24 protein-coding genes and 1 pseudogene are annotated in these 25457 nt (G+C 69.8%); 15 read left to right on the top strand and 10 right to left on the bottom strand.

The window, feature by feature from the left end; translation table 11 throughout:
- The first annotated feature begins 32 nt into the window (after window positions 1-32).
- From FGL91_RS09710 to FGL91_RS19070, 9 genes are read left to right on the top strand one after another with little or no spacing between them, the layout of a single operon-like run.
- Entirely contained in the window at window positions 33-1643 is a 1611-nt protein-coding gene (locus tag FGL91_RS09710; protein ID WP_131494452.1) for an ABC transporter substrate-binding protein, read from the top strand.
- Between the two features lies 1 nt (window position 1644).
- Window positions 1645-2610: an ABC transporter permease gene (locus tag FGL91_RS09705; protein WP_131494453.1), complete on the top strand. Its 966-nt coding sequence runs from the start codon at window positions 1645-1647 to the stop codon at window positions 2608-2610.
- Complete coding sequence (locus tag FGL91_RS09700) at window positions 2607-3491, top strand: ABC transporter permease (protein WP_052193482.1); 885 nt, start codon at window positions 2607-2609, stop codon at window positions 3489-3491. Before FGL91_RS09705 ends, FGL91_RS09700 begins: the two co-directional genes overlap by 4 nt.
- Window positions 3488-4480 carry an ABC transporter ATP-binding protein gene (locus FGL91_RS09695; protein WP_153243709.1) on the top strand — a complete coding sequence of 331 codons (993 nt, stop codon included), beginning with the start codon at window positions 3488-3490 and terminating at the stop codon, window positions 4478-4480. Before FGL91_RS09700 ends, FGL91_RS09695 begins: the two co-directional genes overlap by 4 nt.
- Entirely contained in the window at window positions 4477-5247 is a 771-nt protein-coding gene (locus FGL91_RS09690; RefSeq protein ID WP_047522633.1) for an ATP-binding cassette domain-containing protein, read from the top strand. The genes FGL91_RS09695 and FGL91_RS09690 overlap by 4 nt, the downstream gene beginning before the upstream one ends.
- Entirely contained in the window at window positions 5244-6263 is a 1020-nt protein-coding gene (locus tag FGL91_RS09685; protein ID WP_227991440.1) for a P1 family peptidase, read from the top strand. The genes FGL91_RS09690 and FGL91_RS09685 overlap by 4 nt, the downstream gene beginning before the upstream one ends.
- Window positions 6233-6910 carry an FMN-binding negative transcriptional regulator gene (locus FGL91_RS09680; RefSeq protein ID WP_153243707.1) on the top strand — a complete coding sequence of 226 codons (678 nt, stop codon included), beginning with the start codon at window positions 6233-6235 and terminating at the stop codon, window positions 6908-6910. Before FGL91_RS09685 ends, FGL91_RS09680 begins: the two co-directional genes overlap by 31 nt.
- The gene (locus tag FGL91_RS09675) at window positions 6907-7998 is read left to right on the top strand and encodes a C45 family autoproteolytic acyltransferase/hydolase (protein WP_153243706.1); all 1092 of its coding nucleotides are present in this window, start codon (window positions 6907-6909) and stop codon (window positions 7996-7998) included. Before FGL91_RS09680 ends, FGL91_RS09675 begins: the two co-directional genes overlap by 4 nt.
- Before the next feature lies 1 nt (window position 7999).
- Entirely contained in the window at window positions 8000-8707 is a 708-nt protein-coding gene (locus FGL91_RS19070) for a hypothetical protein (protein WP_227991437.1), read from the top strand.
- On the opposite strand, the pseudogene purH reads toward FGL91_RS19070, so the two are convergent.
- The 3 genes and pseudogenes from purH to FGL91_RS09655 all read right to left on the bottom strand — a co-directional run bounded on the left by purH (window position 8679) and on the right by FGL91_RS09655 (window position 12374).
- Window positions 8679-10287 (bottom strand): annotated as a pseudogene (gene purH, locus FGL91_RS09665) (bifunctional phosphoribosylaminoimidazolecarboxamide formyltransferase/IMP cyclohydrolase). The gene FGL91_RS19070 and the pseudogene purH sit on opposite strands and share 29 nt — an antisense overlap.
- A 35-nt stretch (window positions 10288-10322) precedes the next feature.
- A complete protein-coding gene (gene purN / locus FGL91_RS09660) occupies window positions 10323-10910 on the bottom strand; it encodes a phosphoribosylglycinamide formyltransferase (RefSeq protein ID WP_047523110.1) in 588 nt (195 codons plus the stop codon).
- 63 nt (window positions 10911-10973) lie between these two features.
- Window positions 10974-12374 carry a DUF6350 family protein gene (locus FGL91_RS09655; protein ID WP_153243704.1) on the bottom strand — a complete coding sequence of 467 codons (1401 nt, stop codon included), beginning with the start codon at window positions 12372-12374 and terminating at the stop codon, window positions 10974-10976.
- A gap of 90 nt (window positions 12375-12464) precedes the next feature.
- On the opposite strand from FGL91_RS09655, the gene FGL91_RS09650 reads away from it, so the two are divergent.
- The gene (locus FGL91_RS09650) at window positions 12465-13940 is read left to right on the top strand and encodes an NCS2 family permease (protein WP_153243703.1); all 1476 of its coding nucleotides are present in this window, start codon (window positions 12465-12467) and stop codon (window positions 13938-13940) included.
- Window positions 13941-14125: 185 nt separating this feature from the next.
- Here the strand turns inward: FGL91_RS09650 and FGL91_RS09645 are convergent, their stop codons facing one another.
- A complete protein-coding gene (locus FGL91_RS09645) occupies window positions 14126-14527 on the bottom strand; it encodes a VOC family protein (protein ID WP_134353177.1) in 402 nt (133 codons plus the stop codon).
- 74 nt (window positions 14528-14601) lie between these two features.
- Here FGL91_RS09645 and FGL91_RS09640 point away from each other — a divergent pair, with 74 nt between their 5' ends.
- A complete protein-coding gene (locus FGL91_RS09640) occupies window positions 14602-15177 on the top strand; it encodes a TetR/AcrR family transcriptional regulator (RefSeq protein ID WP_153243702.1) in 576 nt (191 codons plus the stop codon).
- 94 nt (window positions 15178-15271) lie between these two features.
- Here FGL91_RS09640 and sucD read toward each other — a convergent pair whose 3' ends face one another.
- The 3 genes from sucD to FGL91_RS09625 form a co-directional block, all read right to left on the bottom strand.
- Entirely contained in the window at window positions 15272-16174 is a 903-nt protein-coding gene (sucD, locus tag FGL91_RS09635; protein ID WP_047523105.1) for a succinate--CoA ligase subunit alpha, read from the bottom strand.
- A gap of 18 nt (window positions 16175-16192) precedes the next feature.
- Complete coding sequence (gene sucC / locus FGL91_RS09630) at window positions 16193-17359, bottom strand: ADP-forming succinate--CoA ligase subunit beta (protein WP_153243701.1); 1167 nt, start codon at window positions 17357-17359, stop codon at window positions 16193-16195.
- Window positions 17360-17474: 115 nt separating this feature from the next.
- Window positions 17475-17828 carry a DUF2510 domain-containing protein gene (locus tag FGL91_RS09625; protein WP_153243700.1) on the bottom strand — a complete coding sequence of 118 codons (354 nt, stop codon included), beginning with the start codon at window positions 17826-17828 and terminating at the stop codon, window positions 17475-17477.
- A gap of 59 nt (window positions 17829-17887) precedes the next feature.
- On the opposite strand from FGL91_RS09625, the gene FGL91_RS09620 reads away from it, so the two are divergent.
- Window positions 17888-18550 carry a TetR/AcrR family transcriptional regulator gene (locus tag FGL91_RS09620; RefSeq protein WP_047523102.1) on the top strand — a complete coding sequence of 221 codons (663 nt, stop codon included), beginning with the start codon at window positions 17888-17890 and terminating at the stop codon, window positions 18548-18550.
- A 63-nt stretch (window positions 18551-18613) separates the two neighbouring features.
- Entirely contained in the window at window positions 18614-19849 is a 1236-nt protein-coding gene (locus FGL91_RS09615; RefSeq protein WP_153243699.1) for an acyl-CoA dehydrogenase family protein, read from the top strand.
- 81 nt (window positions 19850-19930) lie between these two features.
- On the opposite strand, the gene FGL91_RS09610 is transcribed toward FGL91_RS09615, so the two are convergent.
- Window positions 19931-20419 carry a hypothetical protein gene (locus FGL91_RS09610; RefSeq protein WP_153243698.1) on the bottom strand — a complete coding sequence of 163 codons (489 nt, stop codon included), beginning with the start codon at window positions 20417-20419 and terminating at the stop codon, window positions 19931-19933.
- A gap of 72 nt (window positions 20420-20491) precedes the next feature.
- Between FGL91_RS09610 and FGL91_RS09605 the strand changes: the two genes are divergently transcribed.
- Window positions 20492-21943, top strand: a complete 1452-nt coding sequence (locus FGL91_RS09605; RefSeq protein WP_153243697.1) for a phytoene desaturase family protein — start codon at window positions 20492-20494, stop codon at window positions 21941-21943.
- A gap of 149 nt (window positions 21944-22092) precedes the next feature.
- A complete protein-coding gene (locus tag FGL91_RS09600; protein ID WP_153243696.1) occupies window positions 22093-23136 on the top strand; it encodes an ATP-dependent DNA ligase in 1044 nt (347 codons plus the stop codon).
- A 6-nt stretch (window positions 23137-23142) separates the two neighbouring features.
- On the opposite strand, the gene ligD is transcribed toward FGL91_RS09600, so the two are convergent.
- Both ligD and FGL91_RS09590 read right to left on the bottom strand, forming a co-directional pair.
- Entirely contained in the window at window positions 23143-24216 is a 1074-nt protein-coding gene (ligD, locus tag FGL91_RS09595; protein WP_153243695.1) for a non-homologous end-joining DNA ligase, read from the bottom strand.
- A gap of 69 nt (window positions 24217-24285) precedes the next feature.
- Complete coding sequence (locus FGL91_RS09590; protein WP_153243694.1) at window positions 24286-25428, bottom strand: SseB family protein; 1143 nt, start codon at window positions 25426-25428, stop codon at window positions 24286-24288.
- Between the last annotated feature and the right edge of the window lie 29 nt (window positions 25429-25457).

Below are 25457 nucleotides of genomic sequence, written 5' to 3'. Positions count from 1 at the left end.
CGTCGCCCGACATCCCGAAGGGAAACACCGACATGCACAAAGCAGCTCGTGCGGGGGTGGCCGTCGCCACCGTCGCCCTCCTCGCCCTCACCGGGTGCGCCGCCGGCGCCTCACCCGAAACCGAACCCACTCAGGACGAAGCCGCACCCGGCTTCCTCGCCGTCGCCGATGAGGCGTTCGACGGGGGCGGCGACCTCGTCGTCCAGGTCGACTACGACACCGCGGAGGCGAGCGGCCTCGACCCGCAGGGGGCCGCCACCGCCCGCTCCTGGATGCTCGAAGGGCTCTCCTACGAGACGCTCACGACGATCGATGAGAACCTCGACGTGGCGCCGAAGCTCGCCACATCCTGGGAGACTCCGAGCGACACCGAGTACGTCTTCACCCTCGCCGATGACGCCGTGTTCTCGAACGGACGCCCGATGACCGCCGCCGATGTCGTCGGCAGCCTCCAGCGGCTGATCGACATCCCCACCACCTGGACCGGACAGCTCGGCCCGGTCGCCTCGATCGAGGAGACCGGAGACCTCGAGGTCACGGTCACGCTGTCCAGCCCCTATGCGCCCTTCCTCGCGGCTCTCGCGAACACCCCCGCCGCGATCCTGCCGATGGCGGAGATCGAGTCCGGCGAGGTCGACATCACCACGGAGATGCTCGGCACGGGCCCGCTCGTCGCGACCGCTCACCGTCAGGACGAGGAGTGGACGTTCGAGCCGAACGTCCACCACCCGGATGCCGATGCCCTCGGCTTCTCCACCCTCACGGTCGACATCGTCGGCGACGAGGCGACGCGGGCAGCGGCGCTGCGCGACGGATCCGCCGACTTCGCGGTGCTGAACTCGATCGACTCCGCGGAACTCCTCGCCAACGCGGCGGACGTGACCGTGGTGGGACAGCGGAACACCGACTTCCACTACCTGATGATCAACTCCCTCACCGGCGACGAGGCGCTGCAGGATGAGGACGTGCGCTTCGCGATCAACTCCGCCATCGACCGTGACGCGATCAACGAGCTCGCGTTCGGGGGGTCGACCGCCTCCACCGGCATCACCCCCGCCGTCCTGCCCGATGCCTGCCGCGCGGAGGATCTGCCTTCCGCGGCCCGGGACGTCGCCGCGGCCAAGTCCGTGATCGACGAGGTCGGCGGACTCGAGCTCGACCTCTTCGTCTACACCGACGAGCCGGTGCTCGCACAGATCGCTCAGGTGATGCAGCAGAATCTGGCGGAGATCGGCGTCAAGGTCGAGATCCAGCAGGTCGACTTCGCCACGTACTCCGCCAAGGTCTACGGCAGCCCCGCGGACTTCGACCTCGCGCTGAGCTGGTTCGCCGGGTACGCCGATCCCGCCATGGTCACGACGTGGTGGAACCCCGAGGTCGCCGGATTCTCCGCGGTCTTCATGAAGGGGAGCGACGAGCTCGACGCCCTCATCGAGGACGGGTACACCACCGCGCCGGGTGAGGAGCGGGCCGCGGTCTTCCAGGACCTCTGCACACTCGCCGACGAGCAGAGCGAGATGGTGCCCCTGGTGCTGCGCCCCTCCACCATCGGCTGGAACACGGCGTCGTTGTCCCCGACGCTCAGCAGCGACGAGGGCTACGGCAACTTCCTGCGCTACCTCACCGAGTTCCGCGCCAACTGACATGGCCGTCGCTCTGTGGTCGCTCCGGCGCATCGGCGCCGCGCTGCTGACGCTGCTCGTCGTCTCGGTGCTGATCTTCGCCTCCGTGCGCCTCATGCCCGGCGACTACATCGACCTCGTCCTGGGTCCGCTCGCCACCGAGGCGCAGCGGGCCCAGGCGGTGGCCGCATCCGGGCTCGACGATCCGGTCGTCGCCCAGTACTTCCACTGGCTCTTCGGCGTCTTCACCGGCGACCTGGGGTATTCCTTCGTGTCCAACGTCTCGGTGTCGGAGGAGTTCGGTGCGAGACTCCCGGTCACGGCGACGATCGCGTTGCTGACGATCATCGTGACCCTCCTGGTCGGCATCCCGCTCGGGTTCATCGCCGCGCTCCGCTCGGAGGGTTCGGCCGGCGCGGCGGGTCGTATCGTCAGCGCGCTCGGCATCAGCATCCCCGAGTTCCTCCTCGCGGGACTCGTGGTCTTCGCCGTGTCGACCCTGGGTCTCGGGGTGTCGCTCGGACGCTTCGCCCCCTTCGCCGTCGATCCGGCACGCTTCTTCGGATCGCTGGTGCTCCCGGTCACGGTTCTGTCCGTCGGCTGCGTGGCCGTGGTCGCCCGGAACACGAGGGATGCCGTCATGAACGTCCTCGTCGAGCCGCACGTGCAGGCAGCCGTCGCACGCGGGGAGACACCCGGATTCATCGTGCGGCACCACGTGCTGCGCAACGCGGCGGCTCCCATCCTCACGATCGTGGGGGCACTGGTCGCCGTCCTGCTCGGAGGCACGGTGATCGTCGAGTTCGTCTTCGACATCCCCGGCATGGGCTCGTATCTGCAGACTGCCCTCGGTCGACGCGACTACGCGATCGTGCAGAGCGCCGTGCTCCTCGCCGCGGTCGTCTTCATCGCCGCGAGCCTCATCGTCGACTTGATCGCCAACGCGCTGGATCCGCGCCTGCGCCTGACCGGAGGGAGCCGCCGATGACCATCGCACCCACAGCCGCCCATCGCATCCGCGCGGCCGGACAGTCATCCCGAGGCGCGTGGCGACGCAGCGATGCCGTCCTGCGCACGGCCGTGATCGTGCTGGGGGTGATCGTCGTCGCCACCGTGATCGCGGTTCTCTCCGGCCTGACCGGTTCCACCGATGCGACGGTCGCCGGGCGCCTCGAGGGCCCCTCCGCGATCGCTCCGCTCGGCACCGACAACCTTGGCCGCTCGCTGTTGCCTCGGCTCTTCCAGGGAACCGCGACGACACTCGTGGTCTCCCTCATCGCGGTCCTCTGCTCCGCGGTGGTGAGCACGATCCTCGGAATGCTCGCAGGATATTACGGAGGCGCCGTCAACGAAGCGGTCATGCGCGTCGCGGACGTCCTGTACGCCTTCCCCGCGCTCGTGCTCGCGATCCTCGTGTCCGCGCTCATCGGCCCCGGTCGGCCCGCCGCGATCATCAGCATCGTCGTGATCACGATCCCTCTCATGACCCGCGTCGTCCGCATCGCGACGAGAGGAGTCGCCGACCGCGACTTCATCGTGTCGGCGCGCATCAGCGGCGTGAGGACCCCCGTGATCTTCGCCCGGCGGCTGCTGCCGAACATCGCGGGCACCATCGCCGTGCAGGCGAGCTATGCCCTGTCCGTCGCGATCCTCGTCGAGGGCGGGCTGAGTTTCCTCGGCTTCGGCGTGCAGGTACCGGAGGCTTCTCTCGGACTGCTCATCCAGCAGGGGATGCTCTACATGACACAGGCGCCGCAACTCCTCATCATCCCCGGCATCGTGCTGGTGATCTCGATCCTGTGCATCAACATCATCGGCGACGGACTCCGGGACCGATTCGAACCGCGAGAGACGAGGTCCCTCCGATGACCGCCGTACGCATCAGCGACCTGGCCCTGGACTTCACCGGGACCACCACCGTCCGCGCGCTGGACGGCGTCGACCTCGACGTCGCCGCCGGGAGTTCGATGGCGATCGTCGGCGAGTCCGGGTCGGGCAAGTCCACCCTCGCCGCCGTGATCGGACGGCTCCAGCCGAAGTCCGCACAGATCGTGCGCGGAGAGCTCGAGGTCGACGGCATCGACGTGCGGAGCCTCGACCACGATGCGCTGCGCGCCTACCGCCGCGACACGCTCGCCTACATCGCCCAGGATCCGATCGGGTCCCTCGACCCGACGATGCGGATCGGTGCGCAGCTGAGGCTCGTGCTGCGGGCCATCGGCGACGACGACGGCCTGCCCCGGCAGCTCGCGCTGCTGGAGTCGATGAGGATCAGCGACCCCGCGCGGGTGGTGAGACTGTTCCCGCACCAGATCTCCGGTGGCATGGCGCAGCGCGTGGCGATCGCGATGGCGATGTGTCGCCGGCCGAAACTGCTCATCGCCGACGAGCCGACCGCGGCGCTCGACAGCCAGGTCCGCGAAGAGGTCATCCGGCTGCTGTTCACCCAGGCACGGGAGCAGAAGACGACGATCCTCTGGCTCAGCCACGATCTGCCCGCCGTCGCGCGCTGGTGCGACGAGGTGGCCGTGATGTACGCCGGACGCGTCGTGGAGCGCGGTCCCGCCGCCGTGCTCGGGCGTCCCGTCCACCCCTACGCCCGCGCTCTCGCCGCCACCGATCCCTCCCGGGCACGACGCGGCGAGCGCCTGTCCAGCATCCCGGGCTCCCCGCCGGTCCTGCATGGCGAGGCCGAGGGATGTGCCTTCGCCGCGCGCTGCGCTCACCGGATCGACGCGTGCGAGGTGGTCCGCCCCGATCCCGTGCCCCCACGGCACAGCCTGTGCATCCGCGCCGCCGAACTCGGTGAAGCGGACCGCCGAGCCGGCCTGGTGCCGGACGAAGGGGTGATCGTATGAGCGACGCGAGCGCACCCGCGATCGAACTCGACGACGTCAGCCTCGCCTTCTCCTCCGGTATCGGTGCGAGTCGGCGCACGGTCACGGCGATGGCGCACGTGTCGTTCTCAGTCGCCCCCGGAGAGACACTCGGCCTCGTCGGCGAATCCGGTTCGGGCAAGACGACGACGGGCTCGGTGGTCCTGGGCCTGCAGCGCCCCGACACCGGCACCGTGCGGTTCCAAGGCGCGCCGCTCGCCCGCAGTCTGCGCTCCCGCGCCGGTCGCATGCAAGCGGTCCTCCAGCACCCTCGCTGGGCGCTCGATCCACGTTCCACCGTCCTGTCCTCGGTCCTTGAACCGCTCCTCGTGCACGAGCGGCGCACCCCCGCGGTCGAGCACCGTGCCATCGCGATGCTCGAACAGGTCGGGCTCCCCGCCTCCTTCGCCGCCCGCCGACCGCATCAGCTCTCCGGTGGTCAGCTGCAGCGTGTGAGCGTGGCCCGTGCCCTCGTCACCCGTCCGGCGTTCATCGTCTTCGACGAAGCGGTCAGCGCGCTCGACGTCTCCGTGCAGGCGCAGATCCTGAACCTCATCCAGGATCTGCAGGCCGAGCACGGCTTCGCCGCCCTGTTCATCTCTCACGACCTCGCCGCCGTCCGCTACATCTCCCACCACGTGGCGGTGATGCGCGCCGGCGAGATCGTCGAGCACGCGCCGACCGACGTGTTCTACGACCTGCCCAGCCATCCCTATTCGCGTCAACTTTTCCAGGAGCTCTCATCGTGACCGACACCCACCGCCTCGCCCCCGTCCTTTCCGCCGGGCCGCGCCTCTCCAACGACGATTTCGCCCTCTCCCCCGTCCACGGCACCGACCGCGGTCTGGTCGAGTACGACTTCCCCGGGGTCCTCCTCGGGACCGCCGAGTACGCGGAGGGACCGACCGGCGCGACGGTCGTCTCGATCCCGGCGGGCGCTCGCACCTTCACCGACCGACGCGGAGGCGCCGTCGGTGCGAGCGGTCTCTACGGCTACAACCATGCGATCTGCCTCGCCGGCGGGTCCGTGTACGGGCTCTCCGCCGTCGCGGGAGTCTCCGAGGAGCTGTTCGCGCGTGTGGACCACCGGTCCGGCTTCGACCAGCTCCAGCTGGTGTCGGGGGCGATCATCTACGACTACTCGGTCCGCGACAACTCGGTGTTCCCCGACGCCGCGCTCGGCAAGGCCGCGCTGCGGGCCGCGCGTGAAGGCGTCGTGGAGGTCGGACGCGTCGGTGGCGGGGCGTCGGCGTCGTCCGGCAAGGTCGACCCCGCGCGTGTCGAGTTCACCGGACAGGGCGTCGCCTTCCGCCAGGTCGGCGATGTGAAGGTCCTCGTCGTGACGGTGCTCAACCCCTACGGTGTGATCCTCGACCGGGAGGGGCGCATCATCCGCGGCAACTACGACGACGCGACCGGAGAACGTCGCCACCCCGCACGCGACTACGAAGAGGCCATCGGCGAATCACGGCTTCTGGATTCCATGGCCGGCAACACCACGATCACGGCCGTGGTCACCAACGTGCAGCTGTCCGACGTCGAGCTGAAGCAGTTCGGACTCCAGGTGCACAGCTCGATGCACCGCGGCATCCAGCCGTTCCACACCCCGCTCGACGGCGACACGCTGTTCGCCCTCACCACCGACGAGGTCGCGCTGCCCGACGACCCCGGGTCCTCCCGCGGGCGGCTCTCGCTGAACTCGACCGCGGTCGCGACCCTCGCCGGCGAGACCGCGTGGGACGCGATCCTCTGCGCGGCGGGCTGACCGTGTACGAGTTCGAGAAGTACCTCGCCCCGTCGCAGCACGAGGTGAACGAGCTCGTCCGGCGACATCCGTTCGCGCTCATCGTGTCCAACGGCGGCGGCGAGTCCGGTGCTCCGACCGTCACCCACACGCCGGTCATCATCGAGCGCCTGGCCGATGACGGAGGCTTCGTCGGAGGCGAGCTCCTCGGACACGTCGCCCGCAAGAACCCGCAGTGGCAGCACATCTCCGATGGCGACGCCGTGCTCCTGGTGTTCTCCGGCCCGCACGACTACGTCTCGCCCACGACGTACGCGGATGACCCGAACGTCCCGACCTGGGACTATGCGGCGGTGCACCTGACGGCACGGGTGACCGTGCTGGAGGACTCCGCAGACGGCATGCACGTCGTCACGCGGACCGTCGAGGAGCTGGAAGGTCTGGAGCCCACGCGCTGGGACATGACGAGCTCGCTCCCCACGTTCCAGCGCATCATCGGCGGCATCGTCTCGTTCCGCTTCGAGATCATCGAGCAGCGCGCGGTGTTCAAGGTCAGCCAGGACAAGCCGCTCGAGGTCAGACGACGTGTGGCCGCCGCCTCACGCGCCCGAGGCTGCCCCTACGGAGACGTCGCCGAACTCGTCGAGCGCATCGGAGGAGAAGCATGATCATCCACGAGTGGACATCCGAAACCGCCGACCAGCGCGAAGAGGGCCACCGCTTCGGCCAGCACTGGGCACCGCAGCTGCGCGCGGCGCGCGACTCGTACCTCCGGCTGTTCCAGCAGTCCGGGGTCTCCGCGGAGCAGGCCAGGAGCATCGCCGACGAGTGCCGGGGCATGGTCGAGTCCTTCGCGCCCGAGGTCGCGGACGAGTTCCGTGGTGTCGCGGAAGGCAGTGGGCTGGCGCTCACCGACGTGCATCTGCTCACCGCCCGCACCGAGATCCTCGCCCGGATGACCCCGTCGATGGAATGCTCCACGATCGTCTACGTGCCCGACGACGCGAATCCTCCACGCACACTGCAGACGTGGGACTGGCATGAGACGCTCTCGAACGAGACGGTCGTCCGGCGGCTGCGCGCGGCATCCGGAGCCCGCGTCGTGACGTTCTCCGAGTTCGGACAGCCGGCCAAGATCGGTGTCAACGACCGCGGCCTCGGGGTGCACTTCAACATCCTCCACCATCGCAGCGACGGGTCGCAGGCGGGTGTGCCGGTGCACGTGCTGGCACGGATGATGCTCGACGGGGCGCACGACGTGGCCGGCGCGGTCGCGATCGCCGAGTCCGTGCCCCTCGCCGCGTCCAGCGTCCTGACGGTGGTGTCGTTCGATGGCGTGACCCCCGAGGCCGCCGCCGTCGAGGTCTCACCCGCGGGAGTCGCCGTGCTCCCCGCCCCGCGCGGAAAGGCCCTGGCACACACGAACCACTTCCTCGACGAGACGCTCGCCGCGGGCGAGTACTCCCCCTACGAGACGACGAGCGTGCCCCGGTACCGCTGTCTGACCGACGCGGCCGACCTCGCCCGCATCGTCGACGACCGTGAGCGGGCGGTCGCCTTCGGGGCGATCCCGGACGCCCCGATCTCGGTCCGCGCACGGCCGGAGGAGCCGGAGCACCTGCGCTGGGAGACGAAGCTCACCGTGGCGCTCGATGTCGCGCACGGAGCGATCACATTCGCCGCAGCACCGCCGTCCGAGGTCGCCACGGCCCCGTGGCGGCGCGTCGGTGTGCTCGACGAGCGCGTGCCCGGCTGACGTGCACGCGGTCCTCCATGTCGTCGCACTCCTCCCCGCCGCGGTCGGGGTGGGCGCGCTCGTCGGGATGCGGCGGGATGCGGGACGCCCGGAGATCCTCGTCGCCGCCCTGATGCTCGCCGGCATGGCCGATGTGATGACCGTGTTGCTGCTCCCGCCGGTGCTGTGGTTCGCGGTGCTCGTCATCGTCGGGATCGTGCTCGCCGCCGTGCGCCGGGCGGCGCCGGTCCCTACTGCCCGTCCGGAGGCGATGGTGTCGACGCATCTGGCTCTCGGCGTCATCACGACCGCGGTGCTCGTCCTCCTGATGCCCGGGATCCCGTCGCCCGCGGCGTCTCCGATCATCACGTCGCACGTGCACGGAGCCGTCGACACGATGCCCCCTGCTGGTGAGTGCCGGGCTGGCGCTGGGGACGGTGATCCTCGCGGTGGTCGCGCTGCGGACCGAGCGCGCCTGGCCGCATCGGCTCCACCACGCGACCATGGCGGTGTCGACCGTCGCGATGTGCGCGATCGTCGCGACCTGACCCTCCCCCGTCCCCCGTCCCCCGTCCCCCGTCCCCCGTCCCCGTCTCTCCAGTGCTGCCGAGACCCCCGCGCAACGCCGAGACCCCCCGCCTGCACACGTCGGCAGGCGGGGGTCTCGGCAAGGAACGGGGGTCTCGGCGGGAGACAGTCGCTCAGTGGAAGAAGTGACGCTCCCCCGTGAAGAACATCGTGACGCCGGCCTTGCGCGCGGCATCCACGACCTCCTCGTCGCGCACCGATCCGCCCGGCTGCACGATGGCCGTGACACCGGCATCGATCAGCACCTGAGCGCCATCCGCGAACGGGAAGAACGCGTCGGAGGAGGCGACAGAGCCGGCCGCCCGATCCCCCCGCACGCTCGACCGCGAGGCGGCACGAGTCGACACGGTTGACCTGGCCCATGCCGACACCGACCGTGGCGTTGTCCTTCGCGAGCACGATCGCGTTCGACTTCACCGCGCGGCAGGCCTTCCACGCGAAGATCAGGTTCTCCATCTCCGCCTCGCTCGGGCGCTCACCCGACACGAGCTCCCAGTTCTTCGCGACCGAGCCGATGTCGTCCGGGAAGCGGTCGGCATCCTGGAGGAGGAGTCCGCCCGAGACCAGACGCACGTCCATCCGCTCCTGCCGCCAGTCCTGCGGAAGCTGCAGCAGGCGCAGGTTCTTCTTCGCCTTGAAGACCTCGAGCGCGGCCGGCTCGAACGCCGGTGCGACGATGACCTCGGTGAAGATGTCCTTGAGGTTCTCGGCCATCTTGAGGGTCACGGTGCCGTTCGCGGCGATCACCCCGCCGTACGCCGAGACCGGGTCGCACTCGTGGGCCCGCAGGTGGGCGCTGGCGATCGGGTCGAGGGCGTTGGGAGCGGTGGTCGCGATGCCGCAGGGGTTGGCGTGCTTGATGATCGCGACGGCGGGCTTGATCATGTCGTAGGCGGCGCGCAGTGCGGCGTCCGCGTCGACGTAGTTGTTGTAGGACATCTCCTTGCCCTGCAACTGTGTGGCCTGCGCGATGCCGTGGCCACCGGCGCGGGTGTAGATCGCGCCGCGCTGATGGGAGTTCTCGCCGTAGCGGAGGGTCGCGAGGCGCTCGGCCTGGATGGTGAGGTGCGCGGGGAGGTCGCCCGGCTCGGTGAGCGTCCCCTCGGCGAACCACTGGGCGACGGCCGTGTCGTACGCCGCGGTGTGAGCGAACGCGCGGGCGGCGAGCTCCCGGCGCTGACCCACGGACGTACCGCCAGCCTCGATCGCGGAGATGATGGCGGGATAGGACTGCGGCGAGACGACGATCGCGACGTTGGCGTGGTTCTTCGCCGCGGCGCGCACCATGGCGGGTCCACCGATGTCGATCTGCTCGACGACGTCATCGCCGATCGCGCCCGAGGCCACGGTCTCGACGAACGGATACAGGTTCACCACGACGAGCTCGAACGGCGCGATGTCGAGCTCCTCGAGCTGACGCTCGTGCTCCTCGAGACGGAGGTCCGCGAGCAGGCCGCCATGGACCTTCGGGTGCAGCGTCTTCACGCGGCCGTCGAGCATCTCGGCGACGCCGGTGACGGCGGCCACGTCGGTGACGGTGAAACCCGCGTCACGGATCGTCGCGGCGGTCGATCCGGTCGACACGATCTCGATCCCCGCTCCGGCGAGCGCCTCGGCGAGGACGAGCAGGTCGGTCTTGTCGCTCACCGAGACGAGCGCGCGCCGGATCGGCACGGTGTCGCGGTCGCGGTAGAGCGTGGGGTCGTGGCGGGGGCCGGCCATGATGGGCTCCTTCGTGCGGGGGCGTCGGGTGGAGGTCAGGAAGAAGGCGTCAGGGCGAGATCACCGGTGGCGATCCCGCGGACGACGTCGATGAGCAGTCGACGTTCGACGGGTTTGATGCGCTCGTGCAGGCTGTGCTCGGTGTCGTCGGCGAGAACCGGCACGCGCTCCTGGGCCAGGATCGGCCCCGTGTCGACCCCGTCGTCGACGACGATCACACTGGCGCCGGTCTCGGAGACCCCTGCGGCGAGCGCGTCCCGCACACCGTGTGCACCGGGGAACTCCGGCAGGTACGCGGGGTGGGTGTTAATGAGGCGCGGCGAGTACCGGGCGACGAGCGTCGGCGGCAGGAGGCGCATGAGTCCGCTGAGCACGATGAGGTCCGGCTTCCAGACGTCCAGCTGCCGGGCGAGTTCCTCACCCCAGGCCTCACGACTCTCGTGCTCGTGCCAGGGCACCGTGAAGCTGGGGATGCCGAACTCCTCGGCGTGGGCCAGCCCGTCTGCTTCGCGGTCGGCACCCACGACGATGATCCTGGCGGGAAAATCGGGATGACGAGCGGCCTCGAGGAGGGCGCGAAGGTTCGAGCCGGTGCCCGAGATGAGAACGGCGACCGTGAGCACGCGCCCAGTCTACCGGGGTGCGCGACCGGCTCTCTTCCGGCCTCCCCGGCCACGCGAAAGCGGTCAGTCGCGCGAATCGGCCGGTTCGTCCTTCGGCCGTTCGAACCGTCGGAGATCGTCGAGCGGTGCCGTGTCGTCGGGCTCGGATGCGTCGACCGACATTCCGGCCACGGGGACTCCTGCCTCCGCACCGGCGGGCGCGTACCCCGGATCGTACGCCGTCATCTCGGCGATCCACCGGTCGGTCCGCTCTTCCGCGAGCTCATCGCGGTGCCGCGGCGAGAGCAGCAGGATCGCGGCGCCGACGAGGACCTCCGCGCCGAGGGCGAGGACGAACGGGACCACGGCCGGTCCGACCACCGCCATCCGGCCCGGACCCATCGACCCGTTCGCCAGGGCAGCGGCGAGCCCGGCGATCCCCGCGGTGACACCGGCGATGCCGAGTGCGATCACCGCACGCTGCGGCATCCGCAGCGGAGTGCCCTCCCACACGAGGCGAGAGCGCACCGCCCATCCGGCGAAGGCTCCGGCGGCGGCGGGGAGGAGCACGACGATCAGCATCCAGATCGAACTGTTCTCGGGCAGCAGACCGAACACCGGGATGCCGGGCACCACACCGAGCTGGGTGCCGGCGGGCGACACGGCCGTCCCGAACCCGACCGCGAAGCCGGGACCGGCGAGCCAGGACGCCGCCCACACGATCAGGGTCGGCAGGTAGGCGAGTTGGGCGAGCGTCAGCACGGTCGCCCCGAGCGCGTCGACGCGGGCCGCCTGGAACAGGGCCACCACCTCGCCCCCGCGGAACAGGGTCGTGACGGCGAGAGCCAACGCGGAGGCGCCGACCACGGCGACGAGCGCGAAGGCCGCGCCGCGCACGATCGCGACCGGGACCGGCGCCCAGTCCTCGCGGGCGTCGATCAGATCGTGCAGACGGTCGAGCATGCCGCCGTCCCCGTCCTCCCACGCGATGCGCACGGCTCCGCAGAGCGCGCCGACGAGGTAGACCGCGGTGGGAAGGATGATGGCGAGGGGCAACGAGGTCGCGGCGGCTTCCAAGCGGGTCGTCAGTGCGACGCCGGCCGAGATGACGGCGAACACCACGGTGCCGGTCAGGGGCCCCAGCAGCCATGCGCCCGCCTTCGCCGCCCTGTCTCCCGAACGCGCCGCGAAGAGCAGCGTGAAGAACAGGAACGCCAGCGGAGTGATCGACACCGCGAAGCTCGCGGCCTCCGCGGGGATGGCGAGAGCCACCAGGAGCGCATCCGGGATCGTGACCTCGAGCGGCACCCCGTGGCCGAACTGCCAGAGCGTTCCGGTGAGCGGCCAGAGCGCACCCCAGTCCGCGGTGACACCGAAGGCGAGCGTCCACAGCAGCGTCAACGGCGCGAGCAGCACGACGAGACCGACCGCCGCGGCGATGGCGGCATCGAAGGCGGCGAGGAGCGCGACGAGGAGGCGTTGCATAGCGATTCGAGACTACGACGAGTTCCCGACGAAGCCCCTGGGGCGCGCGTGAGGTCGGCGACACGATAGCGTTTCTCCGGAGGTTTCCCGATGACAACTGCCCCGCCCGCCCCGGCATCCACCGAGCCCAAGAACGCCGTGGACCGCTACTTCGAGATCAGCAAGCGCGGATCCACGATCGGCACCGAGATCCGAGGGGGCTTGGTGACCTTCGTCACGATGGCCTACATCGTGATCCTGAACCCGATCATCCTGTCCGGCAAGCCGGATGTCGCCGGCGACATGCTCGAGTTCAACGCCGTGGGGGCAGCGACCGCGCTGACCGCCGGGGTGATGACGATCCTGTTCGGGCTGGTCACACGACTGCCGTTCGGCTTCGCCGCAGGACTGGGCATCAACGCTTTCGTGGCGTTCTCGGTCGTGGGTCAGGTGACCTGGCCGGAAGCCATGGCGCTCGTGATGATCAACGGTGTCGTGATCGTGCTGCTGGCCGCGACCGGTCTGCGCAAGGCGATCTTCGACGCCGTGCCCTTCCAGCTGAAGATCGCGATCACCGTCGGCATCGGCCTGTTCATCGCGTTCATCGGCTTCGTGAACTCCGGTTTCGTGACGGCCACCGGTGCGTCATCGCCGCCGGTCGGACTCGGCGTCAACGGCTCGGTCGCGACCGTGCCGAGCCTGCTCTTCGTGATCACGCTCCTGCTCACCGGCATCCTCGTCGCCCTCAAGATCAAGGGCGGTATGCTGATCGGCCTCATCGGCGGCACCGTGCTGGCCGTGATCGTCGAGGCGATCTGGCACATCGGACCGCGCGGTTTCGACGATGAGGGCAACGTGGTCAACCCGGGCGGCTGGGGCCTCACCGTGCCCGCGCTCGACGGTTCGCCGATCGGTGTCCCCGACCTGAGCCTGATCGGTGCGGTGGACTTCAGCTTCGACCTCAGCAAGGTGAGCCTCGTGGCGATCGTGATGATCGTCTTCACACTGCTCTTCACGAACTTCTTCGACGCGATGGGCACCATGACGGGCCTCGCGAAGGAGGCGAACCTCGCCGACGACAACGGTGACTTCCCGCGCATCAAGTCGGCGCTGGTGGTCGAGGGCGTCGGCGCGATCGCAGGTGGCGCGACCTCCTCGTCGTCGAGCACGGTCTTCATCGAGTCGGGTGCCGGCATCGGCGAAGGTGCACGCACGGGCCTCGCGAACGTCGTCACCGGCTTCGTGTTCCTGGTCGCGATGTTCCTCACCCCGTTGACGTCGATCGTCCCGACCGAGATCGCCGCAGCAGCGCTGATCATCGTCGGTGCCATGATGATGGCGCAGATCCGGTACATCGACTTCTCCGACTTCCGCGTGCTGCTGCCGGTGTTCCTCACCGTGTCCGTCATGCCGCTGACCTACTCGATCGCCAACGGCATCGGTGCGGGTTTCGTGAGCTGGGTGCTCATCCACGCGTTCTCCGGCAAGGCCAAGACGATCAGCCCGCTGCTGTGGGTCGTCGGAGCGGGCTTCCTGATCTTCTTCGCCCGCGGTCCGATCGAGGCCCTCTTCGGCGTCGGGATCTGACGACAGGGCAGAGATCACAAGAGGGGCGGATGCTGCGGCATCCGCCCCTCTCGCGTCTCCCCCTTCCCCGCCTCTCCGCCCCCTCCTGCTTTCCGCGCACTCTCAGGGCGACACGCCAGACGTCGGACGGCGTGAGGGAAACGGTCCGACATCTGGCGTGTCGGCGGACGAATCGCGGAAGGACGTCAGGCGTAGGCCGCCGCGAACTCCGGCGCGGGCTCGATCGGCTCGATCACGTCGATCAGCACGCCGCCGGGCGCCTCGACGATGAAGTGCCGCTGCCCGAAGTCCTCGTCCCGCAGCGTCAGGCGCTCGGGAAGCCTCCGCTCCCCCACCAGCCGCGCGTGCTCGGCGGTCGCATCCGGCACCTCCACGTTGAGCAGGAGTCCCCGCACGGGCTCTCGGAACCCTTCCGGAATGGTCTCGTGCGCGCGGTCGAGGATCGCGAGCTCGCCGCCGTCGAAGCGCAGACTGACGTACCAGTCGGCCTCGAACGTCACCTCGAAGCCGAGCTCTTCTCGATAGAACCGTGCGGCGGCGGAGACGTCGTCCACCATCAGCACCGGGTAGAAACTCGTGATGTCCATCCTGACCTCTTTTACATGCAGTGTGTTTGTATCGGTGGGGCTAGAATACATACACACCGCACGTAAAGGAACCCATGCCCCGAGCATCCGCAGCCGACGCCGCCGAGACCGCACGGCGGATCCTCGATGTCGCCACCGCACATTTCGCCGAGCACGGCTATGCGGCCGTGTCGGTCGACGAACTCGCCCGGGCCGCGAGCGTGACCCGTGGCGCCGTCTACCACCACTACACCTCGAAGCCGCTGCTGTTCGCCGCCGTCGCCTCCGCGCAGCAGCAGATCGTCGCCGACGCGATCGTCGAAGCCACGGCGGGCAGCGCGCCCGACGCCGCTCTCCGCGACGGCAGCCACGCCTTCCTCGACGCCATCACCCGGGGCGCCGCCTCGCGCGTCCTGCTCATCGACGGCCCCGCGGTGCTCGGGTGGGAGCAGTGGCGCCGACTCGATGCCGAGGGCCCCGAGCAGGAGCTGCGTGCCGGACTGCGCGAGGCCGGTGTCTCTCCGGCCCTCCTGGACCCGCTTGCGGCGGTGCTCTCCGGAGCGATGAACGAGCTCGCCCTCTGGCTGGCCGCCCATCCCGACGCCGCCGCGCGCCCTCAGGCCCACCGCGCGCTCGACACCCTGCTGGACTCCGTCGCTCCCCAGACCTGACCGGCGGCGGTCCGTGGCGGCGGACTTCTGGTCCCGGGCACGAAAGAAGGCCCCGGAGTGGAGTCCGGGGCCTTCAGCTCAAGCGTAGCTCAGATCAGAGCGACTCGATGATCGCGCGCATCAGGTCAGCGGTCTCGGACGGCGTCTTGCCGACCTTGACACCGGCGGCCTCGAGGGCCTCCTTCTTCGCCTGCGCGGTACCGGCCGAGCCGGAGACGATCGCACCGGCGTGACCCATGGTCTTGCCCTCGGGAGCCGTGAAGCCCGCCACGTAGCCGACGACCGGCTTCGTGACGTTCGCCTTGATGAAGTCGGCCGCGCGCTCCTCGGCGTCGCCACCGATCTCACCGATCATGACGATGGCCTTGGTCTCGGGGTCGGCCTCGAACGCGGCGAGCGCGTCGATGTGCGTGGTGCCGATGACCGGGTCGCCGCCGATGCCGATGGCGGTCGAGAAGCCCAGGTCGCGCAGCTCGAACATCATCTGGTAGGTCAGGGTGCCCGACTTCGACACGAGGCCGATCGGTCCCTTGCCCGTGATGTTCGCCGGCGTGATGCCCACGAGCGCCTCGCCCGGGGTGATGATGCCGGGGCAGTTCGGCCCGATGATGCGGGTCTTGTTGCCCTTGCTCTGCGCGTATGCCCAGGCCTCGGCGGAGTCGCCGACGGGGACGCCCTCGGTGATGACCACGAGCAGCGGGATCTCGGCGTCGATGGCCTCGATCATCGCGTCCTTCGTGAAGGCGCCGGGGACGAAGGCGATCGACACGTCGGCGCCGGTCTCCTTCATGGCCTCGGCGACCGAGGCGAAGACGGGGAGCTCGACGGCGTTGCCGTCCTTGTCGGTGTGCGAGACCGTGGTGCCGGCCTTGCGGGCGTTGACGCCACCGACGACCTGGGTGCCGGCCTTGAGCATCAGCGCGGTGTGCTTGGTGCCCTCACCGCCGGTGATGCCCTGGACGATGACCTTGGAGTCCTTGTTGAGGTAGATCGACATTCTTCTCGTCCTTCAGTCTCAGGCGTTGGCGAGCTCGGCGGCCTTGTCGGCGCCCTCGTCCATGGTGGCGGCCAGGGTCACAAGCGGGTGCGCGTAGTCGGCGAGGATCGCACGACCCTCGTCGACGCGGTTGCCGTCCAGGCGCACGACGAGCGGCTTGGAGGCCGTGGCGCCCAGTGTCTCGAGCGCGCCCTTGATGCCGTTGGCGACGGCGTCGCAGGCCGTGATGCCGCCGAAGACGTTGACGAACACGCTCTTGACCTGCGGGTCGCCGAGGATGACGTCGAGGCCGGCAGCCATGACCTCAGCCGATGCGCCGCCGCCGATGTCGAGGAAGTTGGCCGGCTTGACGCCGTTGTGGTTCTCCCCGGCGTAGGCGACCACGTCGAGGGTCGACATGACGAGTCCGGCGCCGTTTCCGATGATGCCGACCTCTCCGTCGAGCTTCACGTAGTTGAGGCCCGACTGCTTGGCCTTGGCCTCGAGCGGGTCAGCGGCGTCCTTGTCCTCGAGCGCCTCGTGCTCGGGGTGACGGATCTCGGAGGCGTTGTCGTCGAGCGTGACCTTGCCGTCGAGCGCGATGATGTCGCCCTCTTCGGTGCGGACCAGCGGGTTGACCTCGACCAGGGTCGCGTCCTCACCCTTGTACACGTCGTAGAGCTTCACGAACACGTCGGAGACCTTCTCGATCAGGTCTTCCGGGAAGTTCGCGGCGCGGGCGATCTCCACGGCCTTCGTCTTGTCGATGCCCGTGAGCGGGTTGACCTCGACGCGTGCGAGCGCCTCGGGACGCTCGACGGCGAGCTCTTCGATCTCCATGCCGCCCTCGACCGAGCAGAGGCTCAGGTACGAGCGGTTGGCACGATCGAGCAGCACGGAGAAGTAGTACTCCTCGGCGATGCGCGCACCCTGCGCGACCATGACGCGCTTGACGACGTGGCCCTTGATGTCGAGGCCGAGAATGGCCTTCGCTGCCTCGTACGCCTCGTCGGGCGTCTTGGCGACCTTGACGCCGCCCGCCTTGCCACGGCCGCCGGTCTTCACCTGGGCCTTGACGACGACGACGCCACCGATCTTCTCGGCCGCCGCCCTCACCTCTTCCGGGGTGTCCGCGACGATGCCGGCGAGGACCGGCACTCCGTACTTCTCGAAAACGTCTCGTGCCTGGTACTCGTACAGATCCACTGTGGTTCCTTCACTGGGCTGCTGTCTGGTAATTCTCTCGATGTCGAGACATCGACCAGTCCCCCAGCCTACTACCTCGACCTGGGCGCGCCCGCGGCCCCGGACTCTCGGTCGATCATCGGAGCGTCGGCACGCCCGGACGCCGCGCCGGCAGCGCGACCAGGCGGAGCTGCCGCGAGATCATGAGCGGAACGAGCAGCAGCGCGGTGCCGGTGGCGACGATCATCGGCCGCACCACGACCACCGGGAGCGCGCTCCACAGCGCGATGAGGATCGACCCGACGAGGAGGGTCCCGAGCACGAACTCGGTCAGGATCAGCTGTCGGCGCACAGCCCTGCGGTCCTCCGCCAGGGTCGTCTCCCTCCCCCGCACCGAGAGGTGCTCGGTCCAGCGCGTGCCGTCCCACCAGCGACGGGTGCCGCGCCGCCGCGTCTCGAACCATCCGGCCGCTCTCCCGCGTTCGCTCACGCCCTCATTATGACGCCCGGCCACCGACACCGATGGCCGCCGAGGTCTAGGCTTTCGCCATGCACGAATCCGCAGAACTGCGCACGGGCGTCGTCGCCGCGGCGCTCGAACTCTTCAGCGCCCAGGGGTTCGATCAGACGTCGGTGGAACAGATCGCCAAGGCCGCGGGTGTCTCGAGATCGACGTTCTTCCGCCAGTTCGGCGGCAAGGAGGACGTCGTCTTCGCGGATCACGAGGTGCTGCTCGAACAGCTCAGGGAGTTCCTCGACGAAGGGCACGACGACCCCTGGGCTGCGGTGTGCGCGGCCTCCGAATCGGTCTTCGTGCATTTCGCGCACGACCCGGAGCTCGCACGCCGCCGCTACCAGATCGTGCGCCAGGTGCCGGTGCTGCGTGAGCGCGAGATCATCACGGTCTTCCGATACGAGCGGCTGTTCGACGAGTACCTGCGCGGAGCCCTCCCCGGCGTCGACCCGCTCGACGCCGTCGGCTTCGCCGCCCTCGTGACGGCCGTCCACAATCACGTGCTGCGGCAGTTGCTCCGCGGCCGCAAGAAGGTGCCGCTCGCGACGCTGCAGACGGCGCTGGCCGACGCCCGCCGCCGCTACGGCGTCGCGGGAGACGCGGCCCCCGATGCGCCGGACGACATGGTCGTCGCGGTGTTCCCGCGGTCCATGCCGATCGCCGAGGTGACCCGCAGACTGCAGTCGGAGCTCGACTGATCGCTCGAGGGTCGTGAAACCGAGTATCGAGGAGTACGATACTTGGTGCCACGAAGGAGCATCATGAGCACTGCAGCCTCCCCCTTCCCCGGCGAGCGCGTCTCGTCGTACGACGTCACCGGGCGCCGGGACAGCGACTACTACGCCGTCTTCGCCGACATCCCCGCCGCCGACCGCGCGGCCTGGGATCGGGCGAAGTCCTACACCGACGAGGTCGCGCCGCAGATGGCGGACGCCTGGGACCGCGCGGAGTACCCGCTCGACGCCGCCCGTCGGATGGGCGAGATGGACCTCGTGGTCGACGGCATCCAGCATCCCGCCCTCACGCACCTGTCGCCGCTGGCCGCGGGCCTGGTGAACATGGAGATCTCGCGCGGTGACGGGTCGCTGGGCACCATCCTCGCGGTGCAGGGCGGCCTCGCGCTGCGCACCCTCGCCCTGTTCGGCTCCCCCGCCCAGCAGGACCGATGGCTCACGGCACTCGCCGACGGCTCGGTTCTCGGCTCGTTCGCGCTGACCGAACCCGACCACGGCTCCGACTCGGTCTCGCTCGAGACGGTGGCCCGCCGCGACGGGGACGCCTGGGTCATCCGAGGCACGAAGAAGTGGATCGGCAACGGCGCATCCGGCGGGATCACCTTCGTGTGGGCGCGCGTCGACGACGCGGACACGGCCGCGCACGGCGCTGTGCGCTGTTTCCTCGTCGAGCAGGACACGCCCGGATACACCGGCAGTGTGATTCGGGGCAAGGCCTCACTGCGCGCGATCCATCAGGCGCACATCGTCCTCGACGACGTGCGGGTGCCGCTGGACGCCGTCCTGCCCGGCACCATGAGCTTCAAGGACGCCTCGACCGTGCTGTACGCGACCCGCTCGGGCGTCGCGTGGTCGGCGCTCGGACACGCGACGGCCTGCTACGAGGCAGCACTGGCCTACGCGATGCAGCGGGTGCAGTTCGGAAAGCCGCTCGCGAAGTTCCAGATGGTCCAGGAGCGCCTCACCCACATGCTCGAAGACCTCACGGCCATGCAGCTGTACTGCCGACGGATGGCCGACCTCGAGACCTCAGGCGAACTGCGCCCGACCCAGGCCTCGCTCGCGAAGTTCCACAACACGCGTGCCGCACGCCGCATCGCCGCGACCGCCCGCGACCTGCTCGGCGGCAACGGCATCCTGCTCGAGAACGGCGTCATGCAACACATGGCCGACATCGAGGCCATCCACACCTACGAGGGCACCGAGAGCGTGCAGGCCCTGCTGCTCGGCCGCGACATCACCGGGATGAGCGCGTTCGCCTGAGGCGCCGGCTTTCGACTCGCGCAAATTGCGCGTTCGACGCCGATTCCTCAGCCTTTTGCGCGATTCGAAAGCGGCGTCACGTCAGCCGCAGCCGCAGCCGCCGGACGGGGTCTTCACCATGAAGCACTCGTCGCACACGCCGTAGTCGCGTTCCTCGACGGGCTTCGGTGCCTTCTCGGCGCGGGGCGCGGCGACGCGTGGAGTCGTCGTGCGCTTGGCGGCGCGGGTCGGTGCGAGCGGGATGAACTCGCTCGGGTGGCTCACGTAGAAGTACGGTGCGCGCCCCTCGCTCGGCTGCAGGCGCAGGGGTGCTGCGCCCACCACGATCCGCTCGTCTTCGGTGAAGCCGTTCGTGTAGGTGCGCCCGATGTGCAGGGACGCGCCCTCGCCTCGACGGATCGCCTCGATGTAGCGCCCACGGTCGATGAACGAGCTGATTCCGATCGCCTCGACGATGGCCGTGATGAACGGATGGTTCGACGGATCGATCCGGTGCGCGCGCAGCGCCTCGGCGAGGGAGCGGTATGGACGGGAGGTGCCTGCGGGGGTCGGCCCCTGAACTTCTTTCATCCTTTCCAGGATCGCACGCCCGGAGGGCCCCTCTCGACCGTTTCGCCGGTGGCGGCATGCCAGACTGACGGAATGGCGCGGGCGACGATCATCGGTTCCGGCCCCAACGGGCTCGCCGCCGGGGTGACGCTCGCGCGCGCCGGCTATGCCGTGCGGGTGCTCGAGGCGGCCGACACGGTCGGTGGCGGTCTCCGCACGGCCGAGTCGACGCTTCCGGGTTTCCGGCACGACGTCTGCTCCACCGTGCATCCGACCGCCCTGGCCTCACCCTTCTTCCATGCTTTCGGCCTCGAACGGAGGCTGGACTGGATCCGCCCCGAAGCCTCCTACGCACACCCGCTCGATGGCGGAAGGGCCGCCATCGCCTGGCGCGACCTCGACCGCACGGCGACCGCGCTCGGGGCAGACGGTGACGCCTGGCGCACCCGCATCCGGCCGTTGACCGCGCACATCGACGGTGTGGTGGACTTCACGGGCAATCAACTGCTCCGAGTCCCCCGGGATCCGTTGACCGCCCTGCGCTATGCGATCAGGATGCTGGAGCAGGGCACTCCTCTGGCCGCCTCGGCTTTCCGCACCGAGGAGGCGGCCGCGCTCCTGGCGGGAGCCGTCGCTCACGGCAACGCGCCTCTCCCCTCCCTCGCGGGGGCCGCTGCGGGCCTGTTGCTGGCCGCCCTGGGACACGCCGGAGGCTGGCCGTATCCACGCGGCGGTGCGCAAGGGATCGCCGATGCCCTGGTCGCCGACATCACGGCGCACGGTGGGTCCGTCGAGACCGGCGTGCGGGTCACCGACCTCGAGACGCTGGACTGGGGCGACCCGCGCCGCGGAGACCTGCTGATCCTGAACACGTCTCCCCGGCTCGCCCTCACGCACCGCGACGTCCCGCCCCGCTACGCCCGGGCCATCGGCGCCTACCGCTACGGGCCCGGTGCGGCGAAGGTCGACTTCGCCCTCGACGGCCCCGTCCCCTGGACGCACCCCGAGGTCGGGCAGGCGGCGACCGTGCACCTCGGCGGGACCAGAGCCGAGGTGTGGGCCAGCGAGAACGCCGTCGCCGCCGGACGAATGAGCGAGCGCCCCTACGTCCTCACCGTGCAACCGTCCGTGCTCGACGACTCCCGTGCTCCCGCGGGCAAGGCCGTGTTCTGGGCGTACATCCACGTGCCGCCGGGCTCCGACCTCGACCCCACGGAGCTCATCACCGCGCAGGTCGAAAGGTTCGCCCCGGGGTTCCGCGACCTCATCCTCGCCCACCACGCGGTGCCGGCATCGTCGCGCGAGGCGATCAATCCCGCGGAGATCGGCGGCGACATCTCCGGCGGGGTGTTCGACATGCGTCAGGCCCTCCGCCGACCGATCCTCTCGCCGACGCCGTGGCGCACGCCGATGCCGGGCGTCTACCTGGCTTCCGCCTCGACCCCTCCCGGCCCCTCCGTCAACGGCATGGCGGGGTGGCATGCCGCCCGCACGGCACTGCAGGACGCCGGTTCGCCCGCGACGCTGTCCGACCTGTTCGACTGAGCGCGCTCACTACTCCTCAAGGACGGGACGCGCTGCCCCCGTAGCCCTGCGAATCACGGGAGGACCGCCGCACCCGCCGCCCGTTTCTGCGGAGTTGTGAACACCGGCCCGCTCTTCCGCCCCACACGGCCGAGGACCAGGATGGGAGCATGCGCTACGAGATCCCCGCGCCGATGCTCGCCAAAGCCGTCCCCGCGGTTCCTCCTGCAGAGAAGGTTCCCGGCGGGCTCCTGTACGAGCCGAAGTGGGACGGCTTCCGCGGACTGATCGCTTGGGACGGGGAGACCGTCGAGATCGGCTCCCGCGGAGCGAAACCTCTCACGCGCTACTTCCCGGAGCTGGTCGAGGCGATTCCCGAGCTGCTCCCCGGTCCGTGCCTGCTCGACGGCGAGATCGTCGTCGCCACCGGCCCGCAGGGGTCCCAGCGCCTGGACTGGGAGGCACTGAGTCAGCGCATCCACCCCGCCGCTTCCCGCGTCGCCACGCTCGCCGCCTCGACCCCGGCGATGTTCATCGCCTTCGATCTGCTCGCCGTCGGCGACGACGACCTCCTCGCCGCGCCGTTCGAGTCCCGGCGAACGCGCCTGGAGGCACTCCTAGCTTCCGTGGAGCATCCGCTGCACATCACCCGGACGACGAGGGATCACGACGCGGCCGTCCGTTGGCTCGCCGAGTTCGAGGGCGCCGGGCTCGACGGCGTGATCGCCAAGCCGCTCACTCAGCCCTACGCGCCGGGCAAGCGCACGCTGTTCAAGATCAAGCACGCGCGCACGGCCGATGTGGTCGCACTCGGCTACCGGGTCCACAAGTCGGGTTCGGGCGTGGGCTCGCTGCTGGTGGGACTGTACGGAGCCGACGGCGTGCTCCGCCAGGTCGGCGGCGTCGCGGCGTGGAGCGATGTCCGTCGGCAAGAGCTCGTCGAGGAACTCGCCCCCTGGGTGGAGAGGGACGACTCCGGGGAAGCGGTGACCGCGGCAGGCGAGCGTTCGCGATTCAGCGGCGGCAAGGACGTCTCGTTCGTCCGGCTGCGCCCGGAGCGGGTGCTCGAGGTGCGCTACGACCAGCTCGAGGGCGCTCGGTTCCGCCATACCGTGCAGTTCGAGCGCTGGCGACCGGACCGCGACGCCCGCTCGTGCACGTACGAACAGCTCGACAGCGTCGCCGGCTACGACCTCGCCGACGTCCTCCGCTGAAGGCGGTCAGTCCTTCTCGACGGGAGTGCCGTCGTCGTCCCAGTTGGCCGCGACCTTCTTGCTGGGCTGCACGCGGGGCGGCTCGCCTGGCATCTTCGGGAACTCCGGAGGAAACGGCAGCTCCCCCAGCCCGTTCTCCTTGTCGCGCTCCCACCAGGCCAGCAGGGTGTCGATCCGGCCCGGGGCCTCCTGCATGGTCGCCCACGGGTCGCCGATCTCATCCAGGCGCTTCGGGATCGTGCGCACGGTGAAAGTCCGCGGATCCAGCCCGTCGAGCTCGTCCCAGGCCACCGGTGTCGACACCGTCGCTCCCGGCAGCGCGCGAGGACTGTAGGCACCGGCCATCGTGCGGTCTCGGTTCGCCTGGTTGAAGTCGACGAAGATCCGCTCCCCGCGCTCCTCCTTCCACCAGTTCGTCGTGACCTGATCCGGCATCCGACGCTCCAGCTCCCGCCCCGCTGCGATGACGGCATGGCGCACATCGAGGAACTCGTGGGTCGGCTCGATCGGCGCGAACACATGCAGCCCGCGGTTGCCGCTGGTCTTGGCGAACGCCTCCAGGCCCGCCTCACGCAACACCTCGCGCAGCGTGTGCGCGGCCGTCACCGCATCCGCGAAATCCGTCCCCGGCTGCGGGTCCAGATCGATGCGCAGTTCGACCGGGTCGTCGGCGTCGGTCGCGAGCGATGCCCAGGGGTGGAACACGATCGTGTTCATCTGCACCGCCCAGACGATCGCGCTCGAGCGGTTCAGCACGATCTGCGGATGCCGGCGTCCGCTGTTGTACGTCACCGTCACCGCATCGACGAAGTCGGGGGTGCCCTTGGGCGGGTTCTTCGAGAAGAACCCTTCCGCCTTCGGCCCGCCCGAGGGGCCGATGCCGTCGCGGAAGCGCTCCAGCGAGACCGGCCGATTGCCGTTCGCCGCGAGGAAGGGCACCGAGACGCGCTGCACGTACTCCGCGAGCTCGGCCTTCGTGATGCCGAGGTCCGGCCACACGACCCTGTTGGGGCTGGAGAGCGCGACCTCACGCTCTCCGTCCGAGTCGACCACGGTCAGGGTCACACGTTCTGAGGCCATGCTCCGACCCTAGAGCGATGCTCGGACGGACGGAACCCCGCGCCCGCCGGCAGGAGCGACGGAGCCCGGTCAGTCGCCGAGATCGACCGCGAGCACCAGGACCGGCGTGAGGGCGTCCCGCTCGACGATGATCGACGGGCCGGCGGGATCGACGATCACTCCGCCCATCTCGGAGTGGCTCGTGAGGACCTTGGCGAGCTGCATCGGCTCGAACGGGAGCGGACGATCACCCCGGCCGAGCGCGATGACCTCGAGCGGGTGCGAGAAGAGCTGCAGAAACCGTCGCCCGTCGGGGGTCTGGGCCTCGGCGATGCCGACCTGACCGCTGCCGGAGCCGTCGTTGACCGCCACCCACATGCGCGTGGTCGCCAGGGCCTCTCCGACCTTGACAGCCGAATCCTGCGCACGGGGAGCGGCCAGGATCGACTTCACGGTCATGTCGACGTCGGCCTGGTCGAGCGTCTTCTGCAACAGCTCGGTCGGGAAGACCACGCGGTGGGGTGCAGACGCGTTGTCGACGATGAGCCCCGCGAAGTCTCCTGCCACGACCTGCTGCAGCACCGACGTCACGGGCTGCGCGACGGCGGAGGTGGCCGCGGGATCCGGCTCGAGCTGCACGGAATCGCGCACGGCGGCCGCCGAGCTGAAAGCGAGCATGAACTGGCGGTCGTCGTTGTCGCGGACGACCGCGACGGAGAGCGGCTTGCCCTCGCTGATCTGCGCGCGGGCGTCTCCGTTGACGCGGATGTAGAGGTGCCCTTGAAGCGCCTGACGCATCACGCCCAGCAGCTGGTCGTTGGTCGCCCCCGCTTCGATCTCGGTGAGCGCCTCACGGAGCAGGACGTTGTCCTTCATCCCGGCGACGGTCTCGGTCTGCTCCGGCGGCAGCGGCGAGGCGAGCGGCAGACGCCGCTGCGGGGGCTCTTCCTCCTGCGCCGTCGGTGCCTGTGGGGCGCGAGGGGCGGCAGGGGCCGCCGCCGCGGGCGCCGTCTCAGCGCTGGGCAGCTCCACCTCCGGGCCGGCCTCGGCGCCGACGCCTCGGAAGGCCTGCACGGAGATGCCGATCGAGGGAGCGTCGACACTGCCGGCGTCCGAGGCGTCGTCGGCGGCGACGGTGTCGGATCCGGGTGCCCCCGCGTCCGTCTCTACGACGTCGGTGGTGGGGGCGACGGCATCGTCACCGGACTTCTTGCGGCGGGAGAAGAGGGCCATATGAGCCAGCCTAACCGCCAATCCGGACC

Source organism: Microbacterium sp. CBA3102 (assembly GCF_007954505.1).
In the GTDB taxonomy this organism is placed as follows: domain Bacteria; phylum Actinomycetota; class Actinomycetes; order Actinomycetales; family Microbacteriaceae; genus Microbacterium; species Microbacterium aurugineum.
Note: the sequence above shows the minus strand (reverse complement) of the source record. Positions and strands in the feature narration are given on the sequence as shown.